20 protein-coding genes and 1 tRNA gene are annotated in these 20,308 nt (G+C 36.5%); 10 read left to right on the top strand and 11 right to left on the bottom strand.

The annotated features are described in order from the left end of the window. Positions 1 to 140 precede the first annotated feature (140 nt). Positions 141 to 1,541, bottom strand: a complete 1,401-nt coding sequence (gene asnS, locus HII17_RS12445; RefSeq protein WP_169075712.1) for an asparagine--tRNA ligase — start codon at positions 1,539 to 1,541, stop codon at positions 141 to 143. Between the two features lie 132 nt (positions 1,542 to 1,673). On the opposite strand from asnS, the gene HII17_RS12440 reads away from it, so the two are divergent. After that, a complete protein-coding gene (locus tag HII17_RS12440) occupies positions 1,674 to 2,054 on the top strand; it encodes a hypothetical protein (RefSeq protein ID WP_169075711.1) in 381 nt (126 codons plus the stop codon). A 1-nt stretch (position 2,055) separates the two neighbouring features. Here the strand turns inward: HII17_RS12440 and bioA are convergent, their stop codons facing one another. Beyond that, positions 2,056 to 3,357 carry an adenosylmethionine--8-amino-7-oxononanoate transaminase gene (bioA, locus tag HII17_RS12435; protein WP_169075710.1) on the bottom strand — a complete coding sequence of 434 codons (1,302 nt, stop codon included), beginning with the start codon at positions 3,355 to 3,357 and terminating at the stop codon, positions 2,056 to 2,058. Between the two features lie 99 nt (positions 3,358 to 3,456). On the opposite strand from bioA, the gene bioB reads away from it, so the two are divergent. Genes bioB through bioD form a run of 4 tightly spaced genes read left to right on the top strand, consistent with a single transcriptional unit; the run spans position 3,457 to position 7,090 of the window. Continuing rightward, positions 3,457 to 4,509 carry a biotin synthase BioB gene (gene bioB / locus HII17_RS12430; protein ID WP_169075709.1) on the top strand — a complete coding sequence of 351 codons (1,053 nt, stop codon included), beginning with the start codon at positions 3,457 to 3,459 and terminating at the stop codon, positions 4,507 to 4,509. Positions 4,510 to 4,515: 6 nt separating this feature from the next. Further along, on the top strand, positions 4,516 to 5,652 hold the full coding sequence (locus HII17_RS12425) for an aminotransferase class I/II-fold pyridoxal phosphate-dependent enzyme (protein ID WP_169075708.1): 1,137 nt from the start codon (positions 4,516 to 4,518) through the stop codon (positions 5,650 to 5,652). Then, on the top strand, positions 5,653 to 6,438 hold the full coding sequence (bioC, locus tag HII17_RS12420) for a malonyl-ACP O-methyltransferase BioC (RefSeq protein WP_169075707.1): 786 nt from the start codon (positions 5,653 to 5,655) through the stop codon (positions 6,436 to 6,438). It abuts the gene before it with no gap. Beyond that, entirely contained in the window at positions 6,431 to 7,090 is a 660-nt protein-coding gene (gene bioD, locus HII17_RS12415; protein ID WP_169075706.1) for a dethiobiotin synthase, read from the top strand. Before bioC ends, bioD begins: the two co-directional genes overlap by 8 nt. Before the next feature lie 84 nt (positions 7,091 to 7,174). On the opposite strand, the gene HII17_RS12410 is transcribed toward bioD, so the two are convergent. After that, the gene (locus tag HII17_RS12410) at positions 7,175 to 7,588 is read right to left on the bottom strand and encodes a type II toxin-antitoxin system HicB family antitoxin (RefSeq protein ID WP_169075705.1); all 414 of its coding nucleotides are present in this window, start codon (positions 7,586 to 7,588) and stop codon (positions 7,175 to 7,177) included. Positions 7,589 to 7,966: 378 nt separating this feature from the next. On the opposite strand from HII17_RS12410, the gene nrdG reads away from it, so the two are divergent. Then, positions 7,967 to 8,419 (top strand): anaerobic ribonucleoside-triphosphate reductase activating protein, encoded by a 453-nt coding sequence (gene nrdG, locus HII17_RS12405; RefSeq protein WP_169075704.1) that lies wholly within the window; start codon positions 7,967 to 7,969, stop codon positions 8,417 to 8,419. 23 nt (positions 8,420 to 8,442) lie between these two features. Beyond that, positions 8,443 to 10,215: an anaerobic ribonucleoside-triphosphate reductase gene (gene nrdD, locus HII17_RS12400; RefSeq protein ID WP_169075703.1), complete on the top strand. Its 1,773-nt coding sequence runs from the start codon at positions 8,443 to 8,445 to the stop codon at positions 10,213 to 10,215. A 45-nt stretch (positions 10,216 to 10,260) separates the two neighbouring features. Here nrdD and HII17_RS12395 read toward each other — a convergent pair whose 3' ends face one another. The 3 genes from HII17_RS12395 to HII17_RS12385 are packed head-to-tail and all read right to left on the bottom strand — an operon-like array spanning position 10,261 to position 13,052. After that, positions 10,261 to 10,671 (bottom strand): bacteriohemerythrin, encoded by a 411-nt coding sequence (locus HII17_RS12395; protein WP_169075702.1) that lies wholly within the window; start codon positions 10,669 to 10,671, stop codon positions 10,261 to 10,263. Beyond that, positions 10,671 to 11,231, bottom strand: a complete 561-nt coding sequence (gene ubiT, locus HII17_RS12390; protein WP_169075701.1) for a ubiquinone anaerobic biosynthesis accessory factor UbiT — start codon at positions 11,229 to 11,231, stop codon at positions 10,671 to 10,673. The genes HII17_RS12395 and ubiT overlap by 1 nt, the downstream gene beginning before the upstream one ends. Positions 11,232 to 11,234: 3 nt before the next feature. Continuing rightward, positions 11,235 to 13,052 (bottom strand): thiamine pyrophosphate-dependent enzyme, encoded by a 1,818-nt coding sequence (locus HII17_RS12385; protein ID WP_235938764.1) that lies wholly within the window; start codon positions 13,050 to 13,052, stop codon positions 11,235 to 11,237. A 173-nt stretch (positions 13,053 to 13,225) separates the two neighbouring features. Here HII17_RS12385 and ubiU point away from each other — a divergent pair, with 173 nt between their 5' ends. Further along, the gene (ubiU, locus tag HII17_RS12380; RefSeq protein ID WP_169075700.1) at positions 13,226 to 14,218 is read left to right on the top strand and encodes a ubiquinone anaerobic biosynthesis protein UbiU; all 993 of its coding nucleotides are present in this window, start codon (positions 13,226 to 13,228) and stop codon (positions 14,216 to 14,218) included. 8 nt (positions 14,219 to 14,226) lie between these two features. Next, positions 14,227 to 15,087 carry a U32 family peptidase gene (locus HII17_RS12375; protein ID WP_169075699.1) on the top strand — a complete coding sequence of 287 codons (861 nt, stop codon included), beginning with the start codon at positions 14,227 to 14,229 and terminating at the stop codon, positions 15,085 to 15,087. 56 nt (positions 15,088 to 15,143) lie between these two features. Here HII17_RS12375 and moeA read toward each other — a convergent pair whose 3' ends face one another. Further along, positions 15,144 to 16,397, bottom strand: coding sequence for a molybdopterin molybdotransferase MoeA (gene moeA / locus HII17_RS12370; protein WP_169075698.1), 1,254 nt, complete (start codon positions 16,395 to 16,397; stop codon positions 15,144 to 15,146). A 17-nt stretch (positions 16,398 to 16,414) separates the two neighbouring features. Beyond that, a complete protein-coding gene (locus tag HII17_RS12365) occupies positions 16,415 to 17,041 on the bottom strand; it encodes a LuxR C-terminal-related transcriptional regulator (RefSeq protein ID WP_169075697.1) in 627 nt (208 codons plus the stop codon). A gap of 376 nt (positions 17,042 to 17,417) precedes the next feature. Here HII17_RS12365 and HII17_RS12360 point away from each other — a divergent pair, with 376 nt between their 5' ends. Beyond that, a complete protein-coding gene (locus HII17_RS12360) occupies positions 17,418 to 17,945 on the top strand; it encodes a hypothetical protein (RefSeq protein ID WP_169075696.1) in 528 nt (175 codons plus the stop codon). Positions 17,946 to 18,172: 227 nt separating this feature from the next. Here HII17_RS12360 and HII17_RS12355 read toward each other — a convergent pair. From HII17_RS12355 to HII17_RS12345, 3 genes are all read right to left on the bottom strand, one after another. Continuing rightward, positions 18,173 to 18,249: transfer RNA gene (locus HII17_RS12355), tRNA-Pro, on the bottom strand. Positions 18,250 to 18,344: 95 nt separating this feature from the next. Next, positions 18,345 to 20,021 carry a DUF3413 domain-containing protein gene (locus HII17_RS12350; RefSeq protein WP_169075695.1) on the bottom strand — a complete coding sequence of 559 codons (1,677 nt, stop codon included), beginning with the start codon at positions 20,019 to 20,021 and terminating at the stop codon, positions 18,345 to 18,347. 21 nt (positions 20,022 to 20,042) lie between these two features. Then, positions 20,043 to 20,258, bottom strand: coding sequence for a YejL family protein (locus tag HII17_RS12345; RefSeq protein WP_169075694.1), 216 nt, complete (start codon positions 20,256 to 20,258; stop codon positions 20,043 to 20,045). Between the last annotated feature and the right edge of the window lie 50 nt (positions 20,259 to 20,308).

The following is a 20,308-nucleotide window of genomic DNA, read 5'->3' as shown; positions in this document are numbered from 1 at the left end:
ACTCGAGTAATTAAGTAGCGAATACTTAACTATAGAATACTTTATTATGCTCGTAGTATAGTAAAAAGCAGCTGTTCAAAGAGTAGCGGTAAAAAAAAAGCCCGCTTTACGCAGGCTTTTTGAACATCAATAAGAAACGTTTAGAATGAAGCGGTTTTTGGAGCACGAGGGAACGGTATAACGTCTCTAATGTTTTGAACTCCAGTAGCGTAAGCCACTAAACGCTCAAATCCTAAACCAAAACCAGAGTGAGGTACTGTGCCGTAACGACGTAGGTCTCGATACCAACTGTAATCTTCTGGGTCTAAGTCCATTTCTTCTAAACGAGCATCTAGGATGTCTAGTCTTTCTTCGCGCTGACTACCACCAATAATTTCACCAATGCCAGGAGCTAAAACATCCATAGCAGCAACAGTTTTATTATCGTCATTTAAGCGCATGTAGAAAGCTTTAATGTCTTTCGGGTAATTTTGTAGCACAACAGGACCGTTAAAGTGCTCTTCTGCTAAATAACGCTCGTGCTCTGAATTTAAATCAATCCCCCAAGAAACTGGGTTTTCAAATTTCTTGCCACAATTAAGTAAGATTTCGATAGCATCTGTATAATCTAAGCGAACAAATTCATTGTTAATCACATTATTTAAACGATCAACAACCGTTTTATCTACACGTTGCTGGAAGAATGCCATGTCATCTGCACGTTCTTCTAAAACAGCTTTTAATACATATTTAAGCATTTCTTCTGCTAAGTTTGCAGCATCAGCTAAATCAGCAAAGGCAATTTCAGGCTCACACATCCAAAACTCTGCTAAATGACGAGAAGTGTTTGAATTTTCTGCTCGGAATGTAGGACCAAAGGTATATACTTTCGACATAGCACTACAGTAGGTTTCAACGTTTAGCTGACCAGATACTGTTAAAAATGCTTCTTTTCCAAAAAAGTCTTCGTTGTAGTCTACTTCGCCTTTATCCGTACGCGGTAAGTTTTCCATATCCAGTGTAGATACACGGAACATTTCACCCGCGCCTTCGCAATCACTTGCAGTAATAATTGGCGTACTAATCCAAAAATAGCCTTTATTGTGCATAAAGCGGTGAATTGCTTGCGCTAAACAGTTGCGTACTCGTGTTACTGCTCCACCTAAGTTAGTGCGAGGACGTAAATGAGCTTGCTCTCTTAAAAATTCTATACTGTGGCGCTTCGCTGCCATTGGATAAGTGTCAGGATCGTCGACATAACCTAATACTTCTACTCCTGTCGCTTGAATTTCAAACGCTTGACCTTGGCCTTGAGACTCAACTAGTTGACCGGTTACTTTAACAGAAGCCCCAGTTGTTAACTTTAAGACTTCGTCTTGGTAATTATTAAGGTCATTAGGTACAACAGCTTGAATGGCATCAAAACATGACCCATCATGAATAGCTAAAAATGAGATGCCTGCTTTAGAATCTCGGCGAGTGCGGATCCAGCCGTGGACAGTGATCTCTTCGTTTACAGGGAATTTACCTGCAAGTACATCAGTAATAGCGATAACTGACATTTAATGACCTCGTTTTATAACAATTGAATACATAATTTTAGGGCGTATTATGTTAACGTGACTATTGTGTTTCACAAGTAAAACTTAACGATTTGGTGCAATTAATTCATTATTTTTGCCTAAATAAAGGAAATGACTGATTTAATGGCAAAATGGCAAGGTACAGAGCGCAGAAAACAGAAAGATTCTTGGGTGCAACTTTTTCAATGGCTGTCGTTAATTGGTTGGTCTTTTTTTACTCTAGCGTTAGTCATGTCATTTTATGCAGCACCAGAAAAAGACTTCGGTTTAACACGTTATAGAGGTGTTGAAACACGCGACTATTGGACTTCCCCGTTAACTGACTATCTTTATTATTTGCTTTGGCTTACTGCCATATTTAGTTTTGTTAGTATTGTTGTTAGTCATTTCCGTACTAGGCGAGCAACAGATAACAAATATTACAACTTATCCCTATTATTAGTTATCTGTGTTACGTGGGTAATTTATATAGCGATAAATGCGTACTGGTAGTCTAATTTATAAAACAATCATCGTCATTAAGTGCTAACTCGATAGCATTCGTTAACGTAGACAACTGCTCAGTGGCAATAACAAATGGTGGCATAAGATAAATTAGTTTACCAAAGGGTCTTATCCATACATTGTTTTCAACAAATAATGATTGAATTGATTCCATACTAACCGACTGATTAGCTTCTATCACACCAATAGCACCGATAATTCTAACATCAGCGACGCGTTTATGTTTTTTTAGCGGCATTAATAATTCTGTTAATGTTTCTTCTATTAATGCAACTTGTTCAGGCCAACGATTTTCCATGAGTATTGCAAGGCTTTCATTGGCAACACTACAGGCTAAAGGGTTACCCATGAATGTTGGTCCATGCATAAAACAACCGGCATCGCCATTACTGATCGTTTCTGCAACGTCATTAGTAGTCAAAGTCGCCGCCAAAGACATGTAACCACCGGTAAGCGCTTTTCCAACACACATAATATCTGGTGTTATATTTGCCCAGTTACAACCAAACATTTTGCCTGTTCGGCCAAAGCCTGTAGCAATTTCATCGATAATCATCAGCACATTATATTGGTCACATAATACTCTACATTGTTTTAAGTATTCTGGATGGTATATTCTCATACCACCTGCACCTTGGACGATTGGCTCAATAATAAATGCGGCGATTTCTTCATGGTGATTTTCAAATAATTTCTTTAAGGGCTCTATATCACTTTCTTGCCACTGTTCGTTGAAGCGAGTTTTAGGTGCTGGTGCGAAATAGTGTTGTTTAATAGTGCTACTGAATATTTGGTGCATACCGTTCACAGGGTCGCAAACAGACATTGCAGCGAATGTGTCGCCATGGTAACCATTTTTTACGGTAAGGAGTTTATTTTTTGCTGGCTGCTTTTTACTGTGCCAATACTGAAGCGACATTTTAATCGCTACTTCTACTGAAACAGATCCGCTGTCAGCGAGAAATACTTTTTCTAAATTACCCGGTGATAATTCAATGAGTTTGTCACACAAATCAATGGCAGGATCATGAGTGAGTCCGCCAAACATAACATGAGAGACTTGGTCGACTTGATGCTTAAGTGCTTGATTAAGGCGAGGGTGGTTGTAACCATGGATAACTGCCCACCAGGAAGACATACCATCAACTAGCTGTTTGCCGTTATCAAGGTTTATATATACACCACTAGCTGATTGAACTTTATAGCTGGTCAGTGGTTTTGTCATTGACGTATATGGATGCCAAATATGTTGGCGATCAAAAGCCAACTTGTCTGTATAAATTTTACTCATATGTAAACTTAGTGTTGTGGTCTGCGTTGACATCTTATCTTTGGCGGCTAGACTACCTGTAATTTTTTACGCTTGCAACGAATTAACAACGAGCAATTTATGACATCTTCATTGGAAAATATTAGACACGACTGGACATTAGAAGAAGTAAACGCATTATTTAATAAACCATTTAATGATTTAATGTTTGAAGCCCAAACAGTGCACCGCCAGCACTTTAATGCTAATGAAGTACAAGTTAGCACGTTATTATCAATTAAAACCGGCGCATGCCCAGAAGACTGTAAATATTGTTCTCAAAGTGCACGATATAAGACAGATATCGAAAAAGAACGTTTAATGGAAGTTGAAAAAGTCTTAGAGGCAGCCCAAAAAGCTAAGGCTCAAGGTTCTACTCGCTTTTGTATGGGAGCGGCATGGCGCAACCCTAAAGAACGAGATATGCCTTATGTTACAGAAATGGTTAAAGGTGTAAAAGCTTTAGGTTTAGAGACTTGTATGACATTAGGAATGTTATCAAAGGAACAAGCGCATTCTTTGCAAGAAGCTGGTCTAGATTATTATAACCACAACTTAGATACGTCGCCCGAGCATTATAACCAAATCATTACTACTCGCACTTATCAAGACAGGCTAGATACATTGGATAATGTTCGCTCAGCTGGTATGAAAGTTTGTAGTGGCGGCATTGTTGGTTTAGGTGAAAAAGCAAATGATCGAGCATCATTGTTGGCTCAATTAGCTAATCTTACGCCGCAGCCAGAAAGTGTACCAATTAATATGTTAGTAAAAATTGATGGTACACCGTTAGCTGAAGTCGCAGAATTAGACGATTTTGACTTCATAAGATGTATCGCAGTTGCCCGTATTATGATGCCTAAAAGCCATGTTCGATTATCTGCTGGCCGTGAAGCAATGAATGAACAAATGCAGGCCATGTGTTTCTTAGCAGGTGCAAACTCGATCTTTTATGGTTGCAAGCTTTTAACTGCTGCAAACCCAGAAACTAATGCGGATATCGCATTATTTGAAAAATTAGGTATTAACACTGAAACTATTGAATCGTTAGTTGATGATGGTCAAGAAGAAAAACAAATACAAGCAGCTATTATAGAAAAGGAAAACGAAGATCTATTCTATAACGCAGGTTAAAGTCGCATGAGTTTCTCGTTCGTAAAAGAACACTTAGCACAGCAAAAAAGACAACACCGTTTACGTAAATGTACTGCTATAGAGGGTGTTTCAGGTAGTAATATTGTCGTCGCTGGTAAAGCTTATTTAAATTTTTCATCAAATGATTATTTAGGTTTAAATAACCATCCTCAAATTATTAAAGCCTTAGCTGAAGGTGCTGAAAAATATGGGGTGTCCTCAAGTGCTTCGAGTTTAGTAACGGGATACAATTTTGCTCACCAAGCATTAGAAGACACAATCGCTAGCTGGCTAAATAAAGAAAAAGTACTATTGTTTACCAGTGGCTTTTCCGCAAACCATGCATTGATGCAAGCATTAGGGAAAAAAGAGAGTCTATTATTATTAGATAAGTTATCTCATGCGTCTATTATTGATGGTGCGTTAGCTAGCGAAGCTACAACTAAACGTTATTTACATAATAATTATCAGCAATTAGAAGACTTATGTCTTCGCAATAGTGATAAAAACATATTAATCGCCACCGAATCTGTATTTAGCATGGATGGAGATGAGACAGACACACAAAGAATTGCAGAGATTGCTAAGCAATATAAAGCCTGCTCTTATGTAGATGAAGCGCATAGTTTCGGTATCAAAGGAGACCTAGGGCAAGGTAGCTCAGCAGCAGATATAGACATTGTAATGGCGACATTTGGTAAAGCAGTTGCTACAAGTGGTGCATTTGTAGCGTGTAACAATGAAATTTACGATTATTTAATAAACTTTGCTCGACACTACATTTATTCAACCGCTATGTCACCAGCCATAGCATGGGCAACTAGAAAAAGTATTGAGTTAATACAATGTGAACATTGGCGTAGAGAAAATCTAACTCACCTTGAACATTTGTTTAAAAGCGAGTTAGACAACAGCATTAATTTGTTACCCACTACGTCTCCAATTCACGCAATTAATGTTAATGATGAAGCTAAGGCACTAGCGGCAAGTAAAAAATTAAGAGAAAAAGGAATTTGGGTTACAGCGATACGACCTCCGACAGTGCCAAATGGCACTTCAAGGTTACGCGTAACGATTTGCGCTAACCATAATGAAAGTAATATCAAGTACTTAGCTGAAAGTTTAAATGAGGTTTTGGTTTAAATGCCAAATACACAAAATAGAATAAAAATAGCAAAATCATTTGATTCAGCCATACACTCCTATGATATATCGGCAAGATTACAGCGATTTACTGGTAAACATTTAATGTTGTTGTTACCAAATAGAAATGATCTTAATGTAATTGATCTAGGATGTGGCACGGGTTTTTTTACAGAGGTACTCGCTACTAGTTATGAACGTGTGATCGGTGTCGATATTTCAAACGAGATGCTTAATTTCACGCGCCGTAACCGAAAAGGCATTACTAATTTAGTTGCTGGCGATGCATATAAATTGCCTTTTAAAGATAATAGTGTTGATTTGATCTATTCAAACCTGGTCATTCAATGGTGTCATCCATTAGATCAAGCAATTGAAGAAATTTTCCGAGTGTTAAAACCTGGAGGACATTTTGTTTTTACTACATTACTTGATCAAACCTTGAGTGAATTAAAGTCAGCTTGGGCTCAAGTAGATGATGATAAACACGTTATCGACTTTAAAACGGAACCTGAAGTAATTGCTACGTTTAATAAAGGTCAGTCAGAGTTAGTAGAACACCAAGTTCAAGACGTCATATTAGAATATGAAAATGTTATGCACTTGGCACGAGAGCTCAAGGGGCTAGGCGCAAACCATGTAGCAGAAAAGAAAAACAGAGGCCTAGCAGGCAAAGATAAATGGCAAAAAATGACACAGGCCTACACGGACTTTGTTGAACCTTCTGGTATTTATCCTGCTACTTATCGCGTACTTTCTGGAATAGCTATAAAACTAAATGACTAAACGAATATTTATTACTGCAACCGATACTGATGCAGGAAAAACACTAATTTCATCTGCGTTAACATTCAAACTCTCACAAACAAATAAAGTGGCATGCTTTAAACCTGTATCAGCGGGTTGCCAATTAATTAATGGACAGCTCGTAAATGATGATGCAAAAATATTAATGTCACTAGCTAATTGTCAGCAATCACTCAATAGCGTTAATCCAATCGCATTTAAAGAGCCAATAGCCCCTCATATTGCAGCACAACAGCTTAATGTAGATATATCATTAGACGACCTAACAAACAGTTACAATGAAATAATTAAGTTATCACCTGATGTAATTATTACAGAAGGCGCTGGAGGCTGGCGACTACCACTAGGAAATTCTAAATTTTTATCAGACTTTGCTATACAAACCAAACAGCAAATAATCCTAGTTATTAATTTAAAGCTCGGCTGTCTAAATCACGCGTTGTTAACTTATGAATCAATAATATCAGATGGTTTGACTTGCGTTGGTTGGATCGGCAATTGTATTGAACCAATGCCATTCGCTAAAGAAAATATTGCCGAGTTATCAAGCCTTATACCGGTGCCTTGCTTGGGCGTTATTCCTAAAATAGAAGGTTATCACCAAGCGACAGAATATATAAATTTACCCTAAATTAATAAAAAGTATTCAGGATTGAAAACAAGGTGACTTATTAATAGAAAAGAACGACTGGTAGCCGTTTTTTTTATTGCTCTCTTAAGTTTCCTTCGATAACTCATTTACACAAGCTGTAGCTATAAAACCTGATCGAGATTTGTAGCGTTCACTTTTTCCAACCCGATCATCAATTTGCTTAATTAATAGTTCAGGTAACGTTACGTTAATTTTATGGCTTTTTCCTAAGTAGGGAGTAATGTCAATTTCAATTAACGCCCACATCGTTTCTTCACTAGGCACTTCAAGATTATTTCGCATCTCATCGACCGTTCGAGGGCTAGGTATTGCTTCTCCATACTCAGCCAAAATCATTAAATGGGAAGCAATCGCTTCTTTAATTTCAATAAAACCATTTTCAATAGATTCACTTTGAACTGTGCAACCTGGCAAGTCTGGTATTTCAATCTTGTAACCGTTTACGTTAGTTCCAATAAATTTAACGGGGTAGTACATCTAATTTCTCCTATTTTCCATATAGGAATAATAACCCTGGCAACTCTCTTTGTCGACAGTTTAATAACCCTGGCAACCCCAAAACCAAAACTTAAAGTAACCCCGACAACTCCGTAATACACAATAAAGATAACCCTGGCAACCCCACCTAAAGGAAAGTAAGTAATTACATAAGTTGTAAGTCAGTTAATTTAGGAAAAGTACGACGTTATTAATAAGCAAAAGTTATTTAGCATTTAGAGTTGCCAGGGTTGTATTAATTAAAAAGGTTTTTCTTCTGATTAACTAAAATTGAGTATCCACAAAGGGGTATTTTATGTGGTACGCAAATACTATATCTTGTGCTTAAATAAAAACTGAGACACAAGATATAGTGTTATGTTTAATCATTTTCCACCACATGTTGTTTTTGAAGAAGTTCCTGATGAGGTAACACTGGCTTTTGTTATTTCAGGTTGCCCACTCAGATGCTCAGGCTGTCATAGCCAAGATACTTGGCAACGAGATAGAGGTTTACCCTTAACTTGTGAGCGATTTAGTCATTACATAGAGCAATATTCAGGTTTTATTTCTTGTGTATTGTTTTTCGGTGGTGAATGGCAAAGTGAATTACTCATTAAAAAGTTAATAATTGCTAAGCAATACCAACTCAAGACTTGCCTATATACAGGGTTAAACAAGCTACCTAAACGTATTTTGCAACATTTAGATTTTGTAAAAACGGGTCCTTGGCTAGAAGAGCGCGGGGGATTAGCCGACCCTAAATCGAATCAACAATTTATTGAAGTATCTACTGGTAAAAAACTAAACCATAGATTTTACAACCACTAATAATAAAAATACGGAGTACTAAAATGTCTTCTCTTACGCCTATACAATTAAAACAAAAGATTAACTTTATCGACCATTATTTACACGCAAATAATGCTGCAGATGGCTCCAAAATGGATGCTAATGCCAATGTTACGCAAAAAAATATCGCTACATTAGAAGCTGAGTTAATGAAAGACTTTTTCATTCAAGTTAATAGGGCACAAATTTCTGAGAAAATTACAGAGTTATTTTCTGAAGAACTTGCAGCAGAGTATAATAGACAAATTGAAACGCATGAAATATACGTTCATGATGAAACCAGTTTAAAGCCTTATTGTGCGTCTATTTCGTTATATCCTTTCCTATTAGACGGCTTAACAAAACTAGGCGGTGAATCAAAGGCTCCTCAACATTTATCCTCATTTTGTGGCAGTTTTGTTAACCTGGTTTTTGCAATCAGTGCGCAATTTGCAGGCGCTATTGCAACTGTCGAGTTTTTAACTTATTTCGACTATTTTGCTCGCCGTGAATTTGGTGATGAATATCTAGACCATCATCAGGGGGAAATTGATAATCATCTTCAACATGTTGTTTACGCATTAAACCAGCCTGCCGCAGCTCGCGGCTATCAAAGTGTTTTTTGGAATATTTCACTTTATGACCAGCATTATTTTGACTCTTTATTTGGTGAGTTTGTTTTTCCAGATTTCACTAAACCAAAATGGCAGAGCATTAAAAAGTTACAAGCTTATTTTATGCAATGGTTTAACGCGGAACGTGAAAAAAGCATTCTTACATTCCCTGTCGTTACTGCTGCTATGTTAACTGAGAATGAATTAGTAAAAGATACCGAGTTTGCAACACTTTGCGCAAAAGAAATCAGTGAAGGTAATTCATTCTTTGTCTACCAATCAAATAGTGCTGATTCTTTAGCTTCTTGTTGTCGATTACGTAATGAAATTAGTGACAATACGTTTTCTTATACACTTGGCGCTGGAGGCATAGCAACAGGGTCAATTAACGTCATTACACTAAATGTAAATCGGTTAATTCAGCAAGGTAAAAAAATTAGTGATGAAGTAGATAAGGTTCATAAGTACCAAGTAGCCTATAGAAAGATAGTTGAAGAATACTTGGCTCAGGGAATGCTACCTGTCTACGATGCTGGTTTTATAAACTTAGACAAACAGTTTTTAACTATTGGTATTAACGGTATGGTAGAAGCGGCGGAGTATTTGGGTATAGCCGTGGGTAATAACGCAGAATATCAAGCATTTATCGATGTCCAGTTAAAGCAAATTTACGATGCTAACCGTAAAGCGAAGCAAACTTATGGCTATATGTTCAACACAGAATTTGTACCCGCTGAAAACTTAGGAGTAAAAAATGCGAAGTGGGATAGGGAGTCTGGCCTATCTGTACCTAGAGATTGTTATAACTCTTATTTTTATCCTGTCGAAAATACAGATATAAATCATATCGATAAGTTCGTATTGCATGGCCAACAGTTTACACAGTATTTAGATGGGGGCTCTGCTCTACATTTAAATTTGGAACAAAAACTAACACAACAAAATGCGTTAAATTTACTAAACATAGCAGCCAAAACAGGATGTAACTATTTTTGCATTAATGTAAAAATTACCATATGTAATGAATGTGAATATATTGATAAACGAACTTTGAATGAATGTAGTAAATGCCATTCAACTAACGTAGATCATGGCACCCGAGTAATAGGTTATTTGAAACGCGTGTCTGCATTTAGCAAGGGAAGAAGAGAAGAACACGACCGTCGATACTATCACGTATAACTTACAATAAACGCTATCACTAGATATTGTGATAGCGTATTCCAGCTAATACACCTTTGTAGATAAAGGTTGCTGTTTTTTAACAACTATTTTTCTATCTTCACCTAATATGTGGTTAAGTAGCCAATCAGTTAAAAAAAATAGAATATTATTCATATCTATATTTTCTAACCCTTGATGCCTATAACTCTTTAACTCTTCAATAAAATGGCTATGCTGAAGTTGGTGCAACAATTTGTCAGCCCTAGTCAGTCGAATAAAATACTTTTCTTCTTCGTTAAAGTGATATTGTGTGTACTCTACTAACTGTTCATAAATTGACTGAATAAAAGCAATTTCTGCTTTTTGATTGATCGCGATTGCGATTTGGTTGATTAATTGCACTAGGTATTGGTGCTGTTTATCAATTTCATCAATTCCAATACAAAATTCGTCTTTCCATGTGAAGGTTTCCATTATTTTCCTTGAATGTTCTTTTTTTGCATCTTACTAATTAGCATCTGAATAGGTTCAGGAAGACTTTCTTTGAAATCAAAATCATCTAAAAAGTTTTTAATTGCTAATCCAAGTTCTGTTTCACCAGTAACCATGAGCTTTCTTTGAAAAAATAAAGTGTCAGGATCAAGCTTTTTAGTAGCAAGCATGACAATACTTTCAACATCAGCAGAAAATTCTACATTCGGTTTGCTAAGGTTTTGTGGCAGTTGATTTTTAACAGAAACTAGGGGAGTCCCTAAATCATTTTCTAATACAGTAATAAAGCAATAAAACCCAGCATCTGTTAGGTTGAGTTTTAACCATTTTTCTTGAAGAAAATCTATTTCCTCATCAATCAATGGTTGCTTAAATACTTTGTTTAAAGAAAAGCTCATCATGGTTTCGCTGATTTGGTCAGGTAGTAGTAATAAAGGCTTAAATATGTGTGGAGGAAGCCTCTTTAATACCTGCTTGATTGGCACAGGTAGTCTAACTTTTTCTGCTGGAATTAAATTTACAACTTGTTCTGACTTTATCATGTATTAAACTCCTGTTAATTCGGTTAATGCTTGCCACTTTTCCTTTGCCTCAGGATTACCATTTTTCGCTTGTATATAAAGGTTTAACATTTTTATTTCATGACACTGATATTGCAGAGCAGTGTCTGCTGGGACTTCAATTAAGGAAATACCTGAATTTGCTTTAATTGCGTTCACCATTTCGTGAGAAAACTCTCCTACTGTTTTACAACGAGCGCCTCTACCACCAAAAGCTTCAACTAATTTCAATGCATCGAAATCGGGAGTTGAACACTGATATATTTCGCCTTCTCCAGACTTACCCAAATGAAAAATGTCATTACGCATATAAATAATGATCACTGTTAATGATTCGCGTTGAAAATGGATTAGCTCATTTAGCTGAAAATTAAAGCCTCCATCACCAGTAATTACTACGGCGATATCTTTTGTTTTCTTCGATTTAAGTGCTTTGGCAACTGATCTCGCATAAGGCAGGCTTGTTCCCATTGCTGCATACCAAGGGTTTGTAATCCAACTTCTACCTAAAACTGATCGTTTAGTAATAAGATCGTAAGAAGCAAAATATGAGTTGCCAACTTCTGGTAAATAAATTAGTGATTGTTCTATAGTTTGCTGAATGCCATTTAATACGGTAGTTATGTTGTGAAAATCTACTTTCTCGTTAGCTTCGGTTAACAGTGTTGGCTGTTTACGCAAAGCTACTTCAAATGGAGGAATGTTCGAGTTAATTAAACGTTCAAAAATTTTAATGAGATCTTGTTGATTAGGCGTAGATCCTTTAATAACCGTTTTATTTTTAAAATTATGAATAGAATGGGTGCCGGTATTAAAGGCAGCGTTAGTGTCTTGCAAATAGATACTGGTATCGACTTCCAATACATAATCAACTTCTTTCTCAATATATCGGCGATTTTGCTCACGACTAAACACCCCGTTATAACTACCAACACTTAAGGGATCTGTTTCATCAAACACTCCTTTAGCTAGCCAACATGTCGCATAGGGCACATTAAACGTATGGCAAAAATCCATTATGTATGAACAAAGCTCAGCGTTAAGTTTTACATTTTCACCTATGTAGATTAATGGTTTTTTAGCCTGCTTAAGTTTATCAATTATCTGATTTGCAATAAGTAATTCACCTTTTAATACATAAGGCTGACTTTGGATGTCATCAAGAGACTTAGGAAGTGTTATTGCTTGTGTAGGAAGGAAAACTAGGTCTCTAGGAACTTCAATAAATACTGGCTGTTTATTAGTGAATGCGTGAGCGACAAGTTGGAAAAATCGTTCTGCTGCCATATTGGGCTGATGGCTATTTCTCGCCCCTTGTAATCGTTCTGCTTGCATACCTAATGCGCGAAAGGCATCTAATGCGCAGTCATATTCTGCTCGCCAAGTAGAGGCGGAAGCAATTGTATGGTGGATAGTATGATGAGAAATTTCATTTTCTCCCGGCGCACCAGAAATGAAAATTACAGGTAACTTTTCAGTAATCGCTAAAGCTGCAGCACTAGTACATGGTAAACTGCCTACCGTATACGTAGTTAATGCGGCGCCAATACCGTTAAACTCAGCGTGACCACATGCAGTAAAGCCTGCGTGCATTTCGTTTCCTGCAGGAGATAATGAAATATTGTCACTTAAGGCCGCGATTAGGTTTGCTGCAAAATCTCCACCAACACCAAAAATATCGTGGCAACCAAACCATTTTAATATTTCAGCCATCGCTGTCCCTAATTGCGGTAGGGAATCGGCATACTGTTGTCCAAAATTATCCGAATAATTTTGAGTTAATTGTTGGTGAGGAACAGTCATAATAGACCTAGAACTATTGTTATTTGTAATTGGTTAGCCATTTTCCTTATTTAGCAGGCTATGGTTTTGAACTGGATCAAGAAAGTACAATTATTGTTAACGGTATGATAAGTGCTTCATTTACAAGCAGTGCGTTTTAAAAACGACAAGCTTTTTCATCTGGGAGTAAACTTGTGGAACTTTTGTGTCCAGCAGGTAATTTGTCTTCACTAAAAATAGCAATAGATAACGGTGCAGACGCAGTCTATATTGGCCTAAAAAATGACACCAACGCCCGCCATTTTGCGGGATTAAATTTTACAGATAAAAAATTAGAACAAGCAGTTCAATATGTTCGCGATCATAATCGCAAGTTACATATGGCGATAAATACCTTCGCCAATAGCGATCATTGGCAAACTTGGCAGCAATCAGTCGATTTGGCTGCAAACCTTGGTGTTGATGCATTAATTGTTGCTGATATTTCAGTACTTAACTATGCCGCTACGCATTATCCTGACTTAGAGCTACACCTATCTGTACAAGCATCTGCTACTAATGCTGGGGCAATATCCTATTACAAAGAAAATTTTAATGTTAAGCGAGTGGTGTTGCCAAGAGTACTTTCAATTCACCAAGTAAAACAATTAGCAAGAACGACCGACGTTCAGTTAGAGGTTTTTGCTTACGGTAGTCTTTGTATAATGGCAGAAGGGCGCTGTCATCTATCGTCCTACTTAACTGGTGAGTCACCGAATATGAATGGTGTTTGTTCACCAGCTAAATACGTACAGTGGCAAGAAAATGAGCACGGCCTAGAATCTCGATTAAACAATATAGTTATTGATAGATACGCGCCTGAAGAACCCGCAGGCTACCCCACATTGTGTAAAGGTCGATTTGACGTTGACGAGACTCGTTATCATGCGCTCGAAGAACCAACAAGTTTAAACTCCATGGAACTTTTACCTGAACTAGTTCAAATGGGGATTGCTTCAGTAAAAATCGAAGGAAGACAAAGAAGTAGTGCATATGTCCGCGACGTTACTCGCTCTTGGCGACAAGCAATAGATGCTTGCTTATCGTCGAATGATTTTAAAGTAAAACCTGAATGGGATGAATGTTTATCTAGTTTATCTGAAGGAAATCAAACGACTTTAGGCGCTTATCATAAGCGCTGGCAGTAGGGGGAGTCATGAAGTATTCATTGGGAAATATATTATATTTTTGGCCTAAAGCTAAAGTCGAAAGTTTTTATCGTCAAGCTAAAGAAAGTAATGCTGACATTATTTATTTGGGTGAGTCGGTTTGCAGTAAAAGACGAGAACTTAAGCTTAAAGATTATTTAGCCATAGCTAAAGATTTGGCAACAAGTGGTAAACAAGTGGTACTTTCTACCATGGTATTGCTTGAGGCACCTTCAGAGTTAAATGAACTCAAACGTTATTGTGATAATGGTGACTTTCTAGTTGAAGCAAATGATATGGCGGCTATACAACAGCTTTCAAGTCATAACTTACCTTTCGTTGCAGGTAGTGCACTTAATATTTATAACCATCACACGCTTGAGCTACTATATAAACAAGGTATGTCTCGGTGGTGCATGCCTGTCGAGCTTTCACGAGATAAATTAGTGAATGTTGTAAAGCAGTGTGAAGAAATAGGTATTAGAGATAAATTTGAAATTGAAGTAACCAGTTATGGTCACTTACCTCTAGCATTTTCTGCTCGCTGTTTTACTGCAAGATCTGAAGATAGAGATAAAGATGATTGTCAGCTTTGTTGCATTAATTATCCTACCGGCCGGATAACAAAGAGCCAAGAAGGCGATAATTTATTTGTATTAAATGGCATTCAAACTATGTCAGGTGAGTGCTACAACTTGACAGCTGAACAACAAAGTATGATGGGGCTTGTGGATATTATGCGAGTACACCCAGAAAGTGATAATGCTTTTAACGTACTGAAACAGCTGAAAAACCAACAATCTATACCGTTATCATCAGGGCACAGTAATGGTTATTGGCATCAAATAGCAGGTATTCACATCGGTTAATAATAAAAAAGCCACCCTTTATTTCAAAGGGTGGCTTTTTTAACGTTTTTTACTAATTATCTTCCAATTATATGGTCAAAAAGTTGGATATTGACTTTTTCGCCAGCATTACAGCCTTCGTGACTTTGCTCTAACACTATATAGCAATTGGCTTTTGAAATTGACGACAGTATACCAGAGCCCTGTTTTGCTAGAGGCAAAACTTCAAGCTGACCATTTAAATTAATATTTGCGACACCGCGCTGAAAATCCATTCTACCTGCTCGCTTTCTAATACGATCAGTTGTTACAGCAGGAATTAACATTGGATCAGAAAAATCTGTACCCATCATTTTTTTAAGTGCAGGTACGCCCAATAGATGAAAGGTCACAGTTGCTGAAACAGGGTTTCCAGGCAATCCAAAAAACACGCTATTTGGTAGTTGCCCAAACGCAAACGGCTTACCTGGTTTAATCGCAATTTTCCAAAAATCGATATGCCCTAATTCACCTAAAACGTCCTTTGTATAATCTGCATCACCAACAGAAACACCACCAGAACTAATAACAGCATCAGCTAATTCGTCTGCCTTTATAAAGGCCTGCTTAATCTTTTCATAATCATCTTCAATAATGCCTAAATCAATAACTTCGACATTCATTTTCTCTAACATGGCGATCACTACATGACTGTTACTTTCATAGATATCGCCAAGAGATAAAGACTGACCTGCAGACTTTAATTCATCGCCTGTAGAAAATACCGCGACTTTTGGGCGGCGTTTTACATAAACGTTTTCGACGCCTAAGGATGCTAGTAAACCAACGTCTGTGGCACTAAACAAATGACCTTCTTCAAATACGGTTTGACCTATTGTAATATCTTCACCCGCTTTGCGAATGTGATTATCTATTTTTAATGATTGGTTTAATTGAACAGTTGAATCAGCTACTGTGATGTTTTCTTGCATCTCAACAGTATTTGCAGAATCTGGCACTACTGCACCAGTCATAATTCGAATGCATTGTCCTGGCTTTAATTCACCTAAAAATGGACTACCCGCCATAGCTATTCCGATCAACTCGAATTTATGATCTTTTGGTATAACTTCGTTTTGACTAAAATCGCCGTTAAACGCATAGCCATCCATCGCTGAATTGTTATGTGAAGGAACATTGATAGGTGAGCTAATGCTTCGAGCATTGACTCGCTGCATACATTTGTTAATTGAAATTGTTTCGGAATCTTTGACTAAAGATATCTTGTCTAATAAATTTGTTTTGGCTTGCGAAAGGGGCATTAGTCCAAACGCACTACAACAATCTACCATATAAATAATTCTCTATTCTATTTTAGTTTTAGCGGTTGATTAGTCATATTGTTAATCATCCAAACCGCTGCTTCTACACGTGATTTTAACTTAAGCTTTTTCAATAAATGTTTAACATGTACTTTTACTGTACCGTCGGAAATATTGAGTTCTCGGGCAATGAGCTTATTACTTAATCCTTTGGCAATAAGGTTCAAAATTTCAAGCTCTCGACAGGTGAGGGAAGAAAAAGCCCCGTTGCTTTTTATTGTTTTGTCTTTGCTTGGCTTAAAGTCCACATTTGCTTTAAGTGTGGCTTTTTTTATTTTTTCTATCAACTCATTAAGGTGGTTATTTTCTAGTAAGTTACTATGACTAGCACAATCTATTGCTGAAAGAACTTCTTGATTATCTTCTGAAACAGTCAGCACAACAAGGCGAGTTGAAACATTATTTCCTTTGCTAGCAGTGTTTTGATTTTCATTTAAATTTAACGAAAGTAGCACAGGGGCGCAATTATCCAACATCACTATAGCTTGAGTATCAGACGATGCAGCTGTATTAGGGAAACTCTTTTTTTCTTTTTCTATTAAACTCTTTAAACTTTTAATAAGAATTGAGTTGTCGTCTACTTTAACGGGTGGTTCGTCTTGATCAGTAACCATTGATAAACATCCAAATGCACGGAAATAGCAGTTTGTTATTTTTAATTAGCTTATGGTAATGGGCATTGATGATTTTGGTGTTGATGTGCATCAACATTCTTTTGTTAGAGAAATTTAAGCATAAAAAAGACTCATAATGGTTTTTCTTTAAAACTATGTCCCGCTTCAAGTACTTATTACTAGGTTAGGCCACAAAATATCGTTTACTTAATGATGATTTTTAAATGAATCTACTCAACTTCAGCATAGAGAAATATAAGAATAACTTTTTTTATTGGTTATCCTGATTGTATTGTAAAAATAATCAACAACTTAGGTATTCACTTCTCCATAATATAAAGCTATATTCTTTGCGGACAAAAATGGAGTTAAATTTATGAAGTATGTTAATAAATCGTCAATTGCTTTTACTAGTATCATATTCGTATTACTTTATATGATCGATACATGGGCAATCAATAAAGGAGTTGAGGTAAGAAAAGAACTTGATAAAAAATATGCACATGTAATTAGAGAAGATGTCGCTGATGACGAGATTAAAACCGTCAAATTGTCTAGAGAATTAGGGAATTCTGGTGTGACTTTTAACGCTATATTATCTGTCGACAATAAAAAGGTTAAGCTTCAAGATAATTATGTAGAAGGAGCCACTGGTACAGGTATTTCAGTAGCAGGAAACGGGCTTGAAATAGGTATTAAAAACACTAAATTTTGGATAGAACAAAATACTTTAGATAATGAAACTGTTTATGATGTGTATGTTAATTTTCAACGAAAAAGATGGTTGATTAGAACAGAGAATGCTACATCTAAAGTAGGGATGTATATTCCACACTTTGTTAACCAAAGTCCGCAAAATTCCATTTTAACACCTTCAGTAACTATCAAAAGCACTCATGATTGAAGTGATATTTTCTAATTACTTACAGCATTAACATCTTACTTTCCCAATAACCTAACTCACATTGTTGAGTTAGGTTATTAGTGTCAAACTAAAATCTAAATCAAATTATAGTACCGTTCGTTGTAAGAAGATTAATTCTAAGAACTGAGGGAGAGGAAATTAACACAGATATAGCTATTTGAAGATTTTAACAACCTAAAATATCTTTAAAAGGCTCTAGAAAAGTATGGTCGGGATAGCAGGACTTGAACCTGCGACCTCACGTCCCCCAGACGCACGCGCTACCAGACTGCGCTATATCCCGAAATATATTTAGCTTTTTCAAAAAGCTGTGCCGTATATTAAACGTAAAAATTGCTTTTGCAATCGCTAAGTAATTAAACGCGTTTAAACGCTTATTTATTGGCCACCTATATGCTGCTGATGTTGACTAAAGCGTTTTATAAAATGTACGCCGTCTATCATTAAAGGAAAGTCAGAACTTTCTGTAATAGGCGCAGACAATTGGCTTGAATAGCTTTGGAAGTTGCCGTTTTGATCAATAAAAACAGATTTGTCTTTATTAAATACAACCATGCCATTATCTACCGTATTGGCTATCACTCGGTCTCTTTTTATTTTAAACAAATCGTCACCAGCAGTTAACTTAGTAGCGTTATCGCCACAGTTAAGCCACCGCTTAAGTAATGTTGGTACAACGTCCATTTGACTAGATAAACGGTTTACGCGTTTTGATTTATTGCTCGGCCAGATGGCTAAGGCTAACTTATTTGATAGATTCGTACTAATGTCTTGATTACCAATTGAACTAATGATGATGTTGTCTTTATTGGTTTTTTGCTTTTGAGCAAGTAAAAGGGCGTCGACAAATAATTCCATTTGATAGGTATTGTCATCCGAGAAATAAATAGTATGTAAACCGTTTTCAAACTGAGCTAGTTCATCTGGAAAAATCATACTGGCAATATTGCTTTTTTGCTCAGATTTCCCAAAATCATTTAAAAACCAAATAGGCTCTTCATTTGATTCATTGCTGTTTACTTGAGTGAAGCTCGATTTAAGGTTTAGCTGCTTTAAAGCCTGAAAAAGCACCGATGAATCACCACTTTCTTTAATTGTCTGTTGATAGATAGTCGGTAAGCCATAAAACAAATTAAACCAAGCGTTTTCCGTAGTTGCATTGTCGATATGTTGATTAAATCGAATCGTAGAAGATGTTGAACGTTGAGCAAATTGCTCAATTAAATCCGCTGATAGGGTTTGTTTCGACAATATTAAAAACGTCGTGTTATTAATTTGCTGCGCATTACACTGACCAATAACAGGATAGCTTGGCATTGGTTCATTAAAACTTAATGGACTTGTTTTTCGTTCCATATAATCGTCTTTGTTAAACAAACCATACTTAGTTAATAATGTTTTTGCCGTTGTTGGATAAGACATAGGCAAAATTGTATCTTGTTTTAATACGTCATATTCTAAGTTTGCGTCGGCCCAAATATGCATTAGGTGGCTTATAAAAAATGCGACGACTAAGCCAAAAACAATAAATCTGGCAAATACTGTTTTTTGTAATTGCTGTAGATGTTTCCAAGCATAATTACTGGCAAGTAATTCAAAAGTTAGAATCAACAAACTTACAACTATTGTAACGAACCAAAAACTTCGTCTGTCTTCACGAATTTCACTGCTAATCAATTCAATGATTTGTGAGCCTGAAGACGCATTAATATGATAACCCAAACGGCTATAAACAAAGGCGTCTAGCAACAATAGTACTAGCACAATAGTAAAGATAACGGAGGCACTTGCCCTTATAAATCGCGTTCTTGGTATTAATAGGGTGAGCGGAAAAACAGATAAAACAAAAATGATAAATGTAAGAAAGGCCATATGACTTAACCACGTTGTGATTAAATAAATATGGCCTGTTAACGTTTCAGGTGATGCTTCATTAATGAGGTAAACTGTTGAAAGCAATATAGCAGCGATTATATTGAAAAAAGTGAACCAGTGGCTCCAACTTATTAAATGCAGCAGCTTTTTACTGTAGGGTTTAGACTCAAACGACACCATAAGTATTGAAATCTCTTTTTATTATTTTTTTACTGATTGTGCTAACGCTTTAGCAAAGTTATCTACTATCTGTTCTTGCTGGGCTTGAGGCACTTGTTGATGAACCACTTCAGTAACAACATTACCCAAACACATTAGTGACAGATCTGCACTTGCTTTTTCTTCTATAAGTACATTTAACAAGTTATCGATAATTTTTTCTACACGTTCATTCGAATACTTAGATACAATAGGCATAATTAATTTAATATAAATAATAATTTGCTAAGTTTATCAAAAGCAATATC

Source organism: Thalassotalea algicola (genome assembly GCF_012932965.1).
GTDB classification, from domain to species: domain Bacteria; phylum Pseudomonadota; class Gammaproteobacteria; order Enterobacterales; family Alteromonadaceae; genus Thalassotalea_F; species Thalassotalea_F algicola.
Note: the sequence above shows the minus strand (reverse complement) of the source record. Positions and strands in the feature narration are given on the sequence as shown.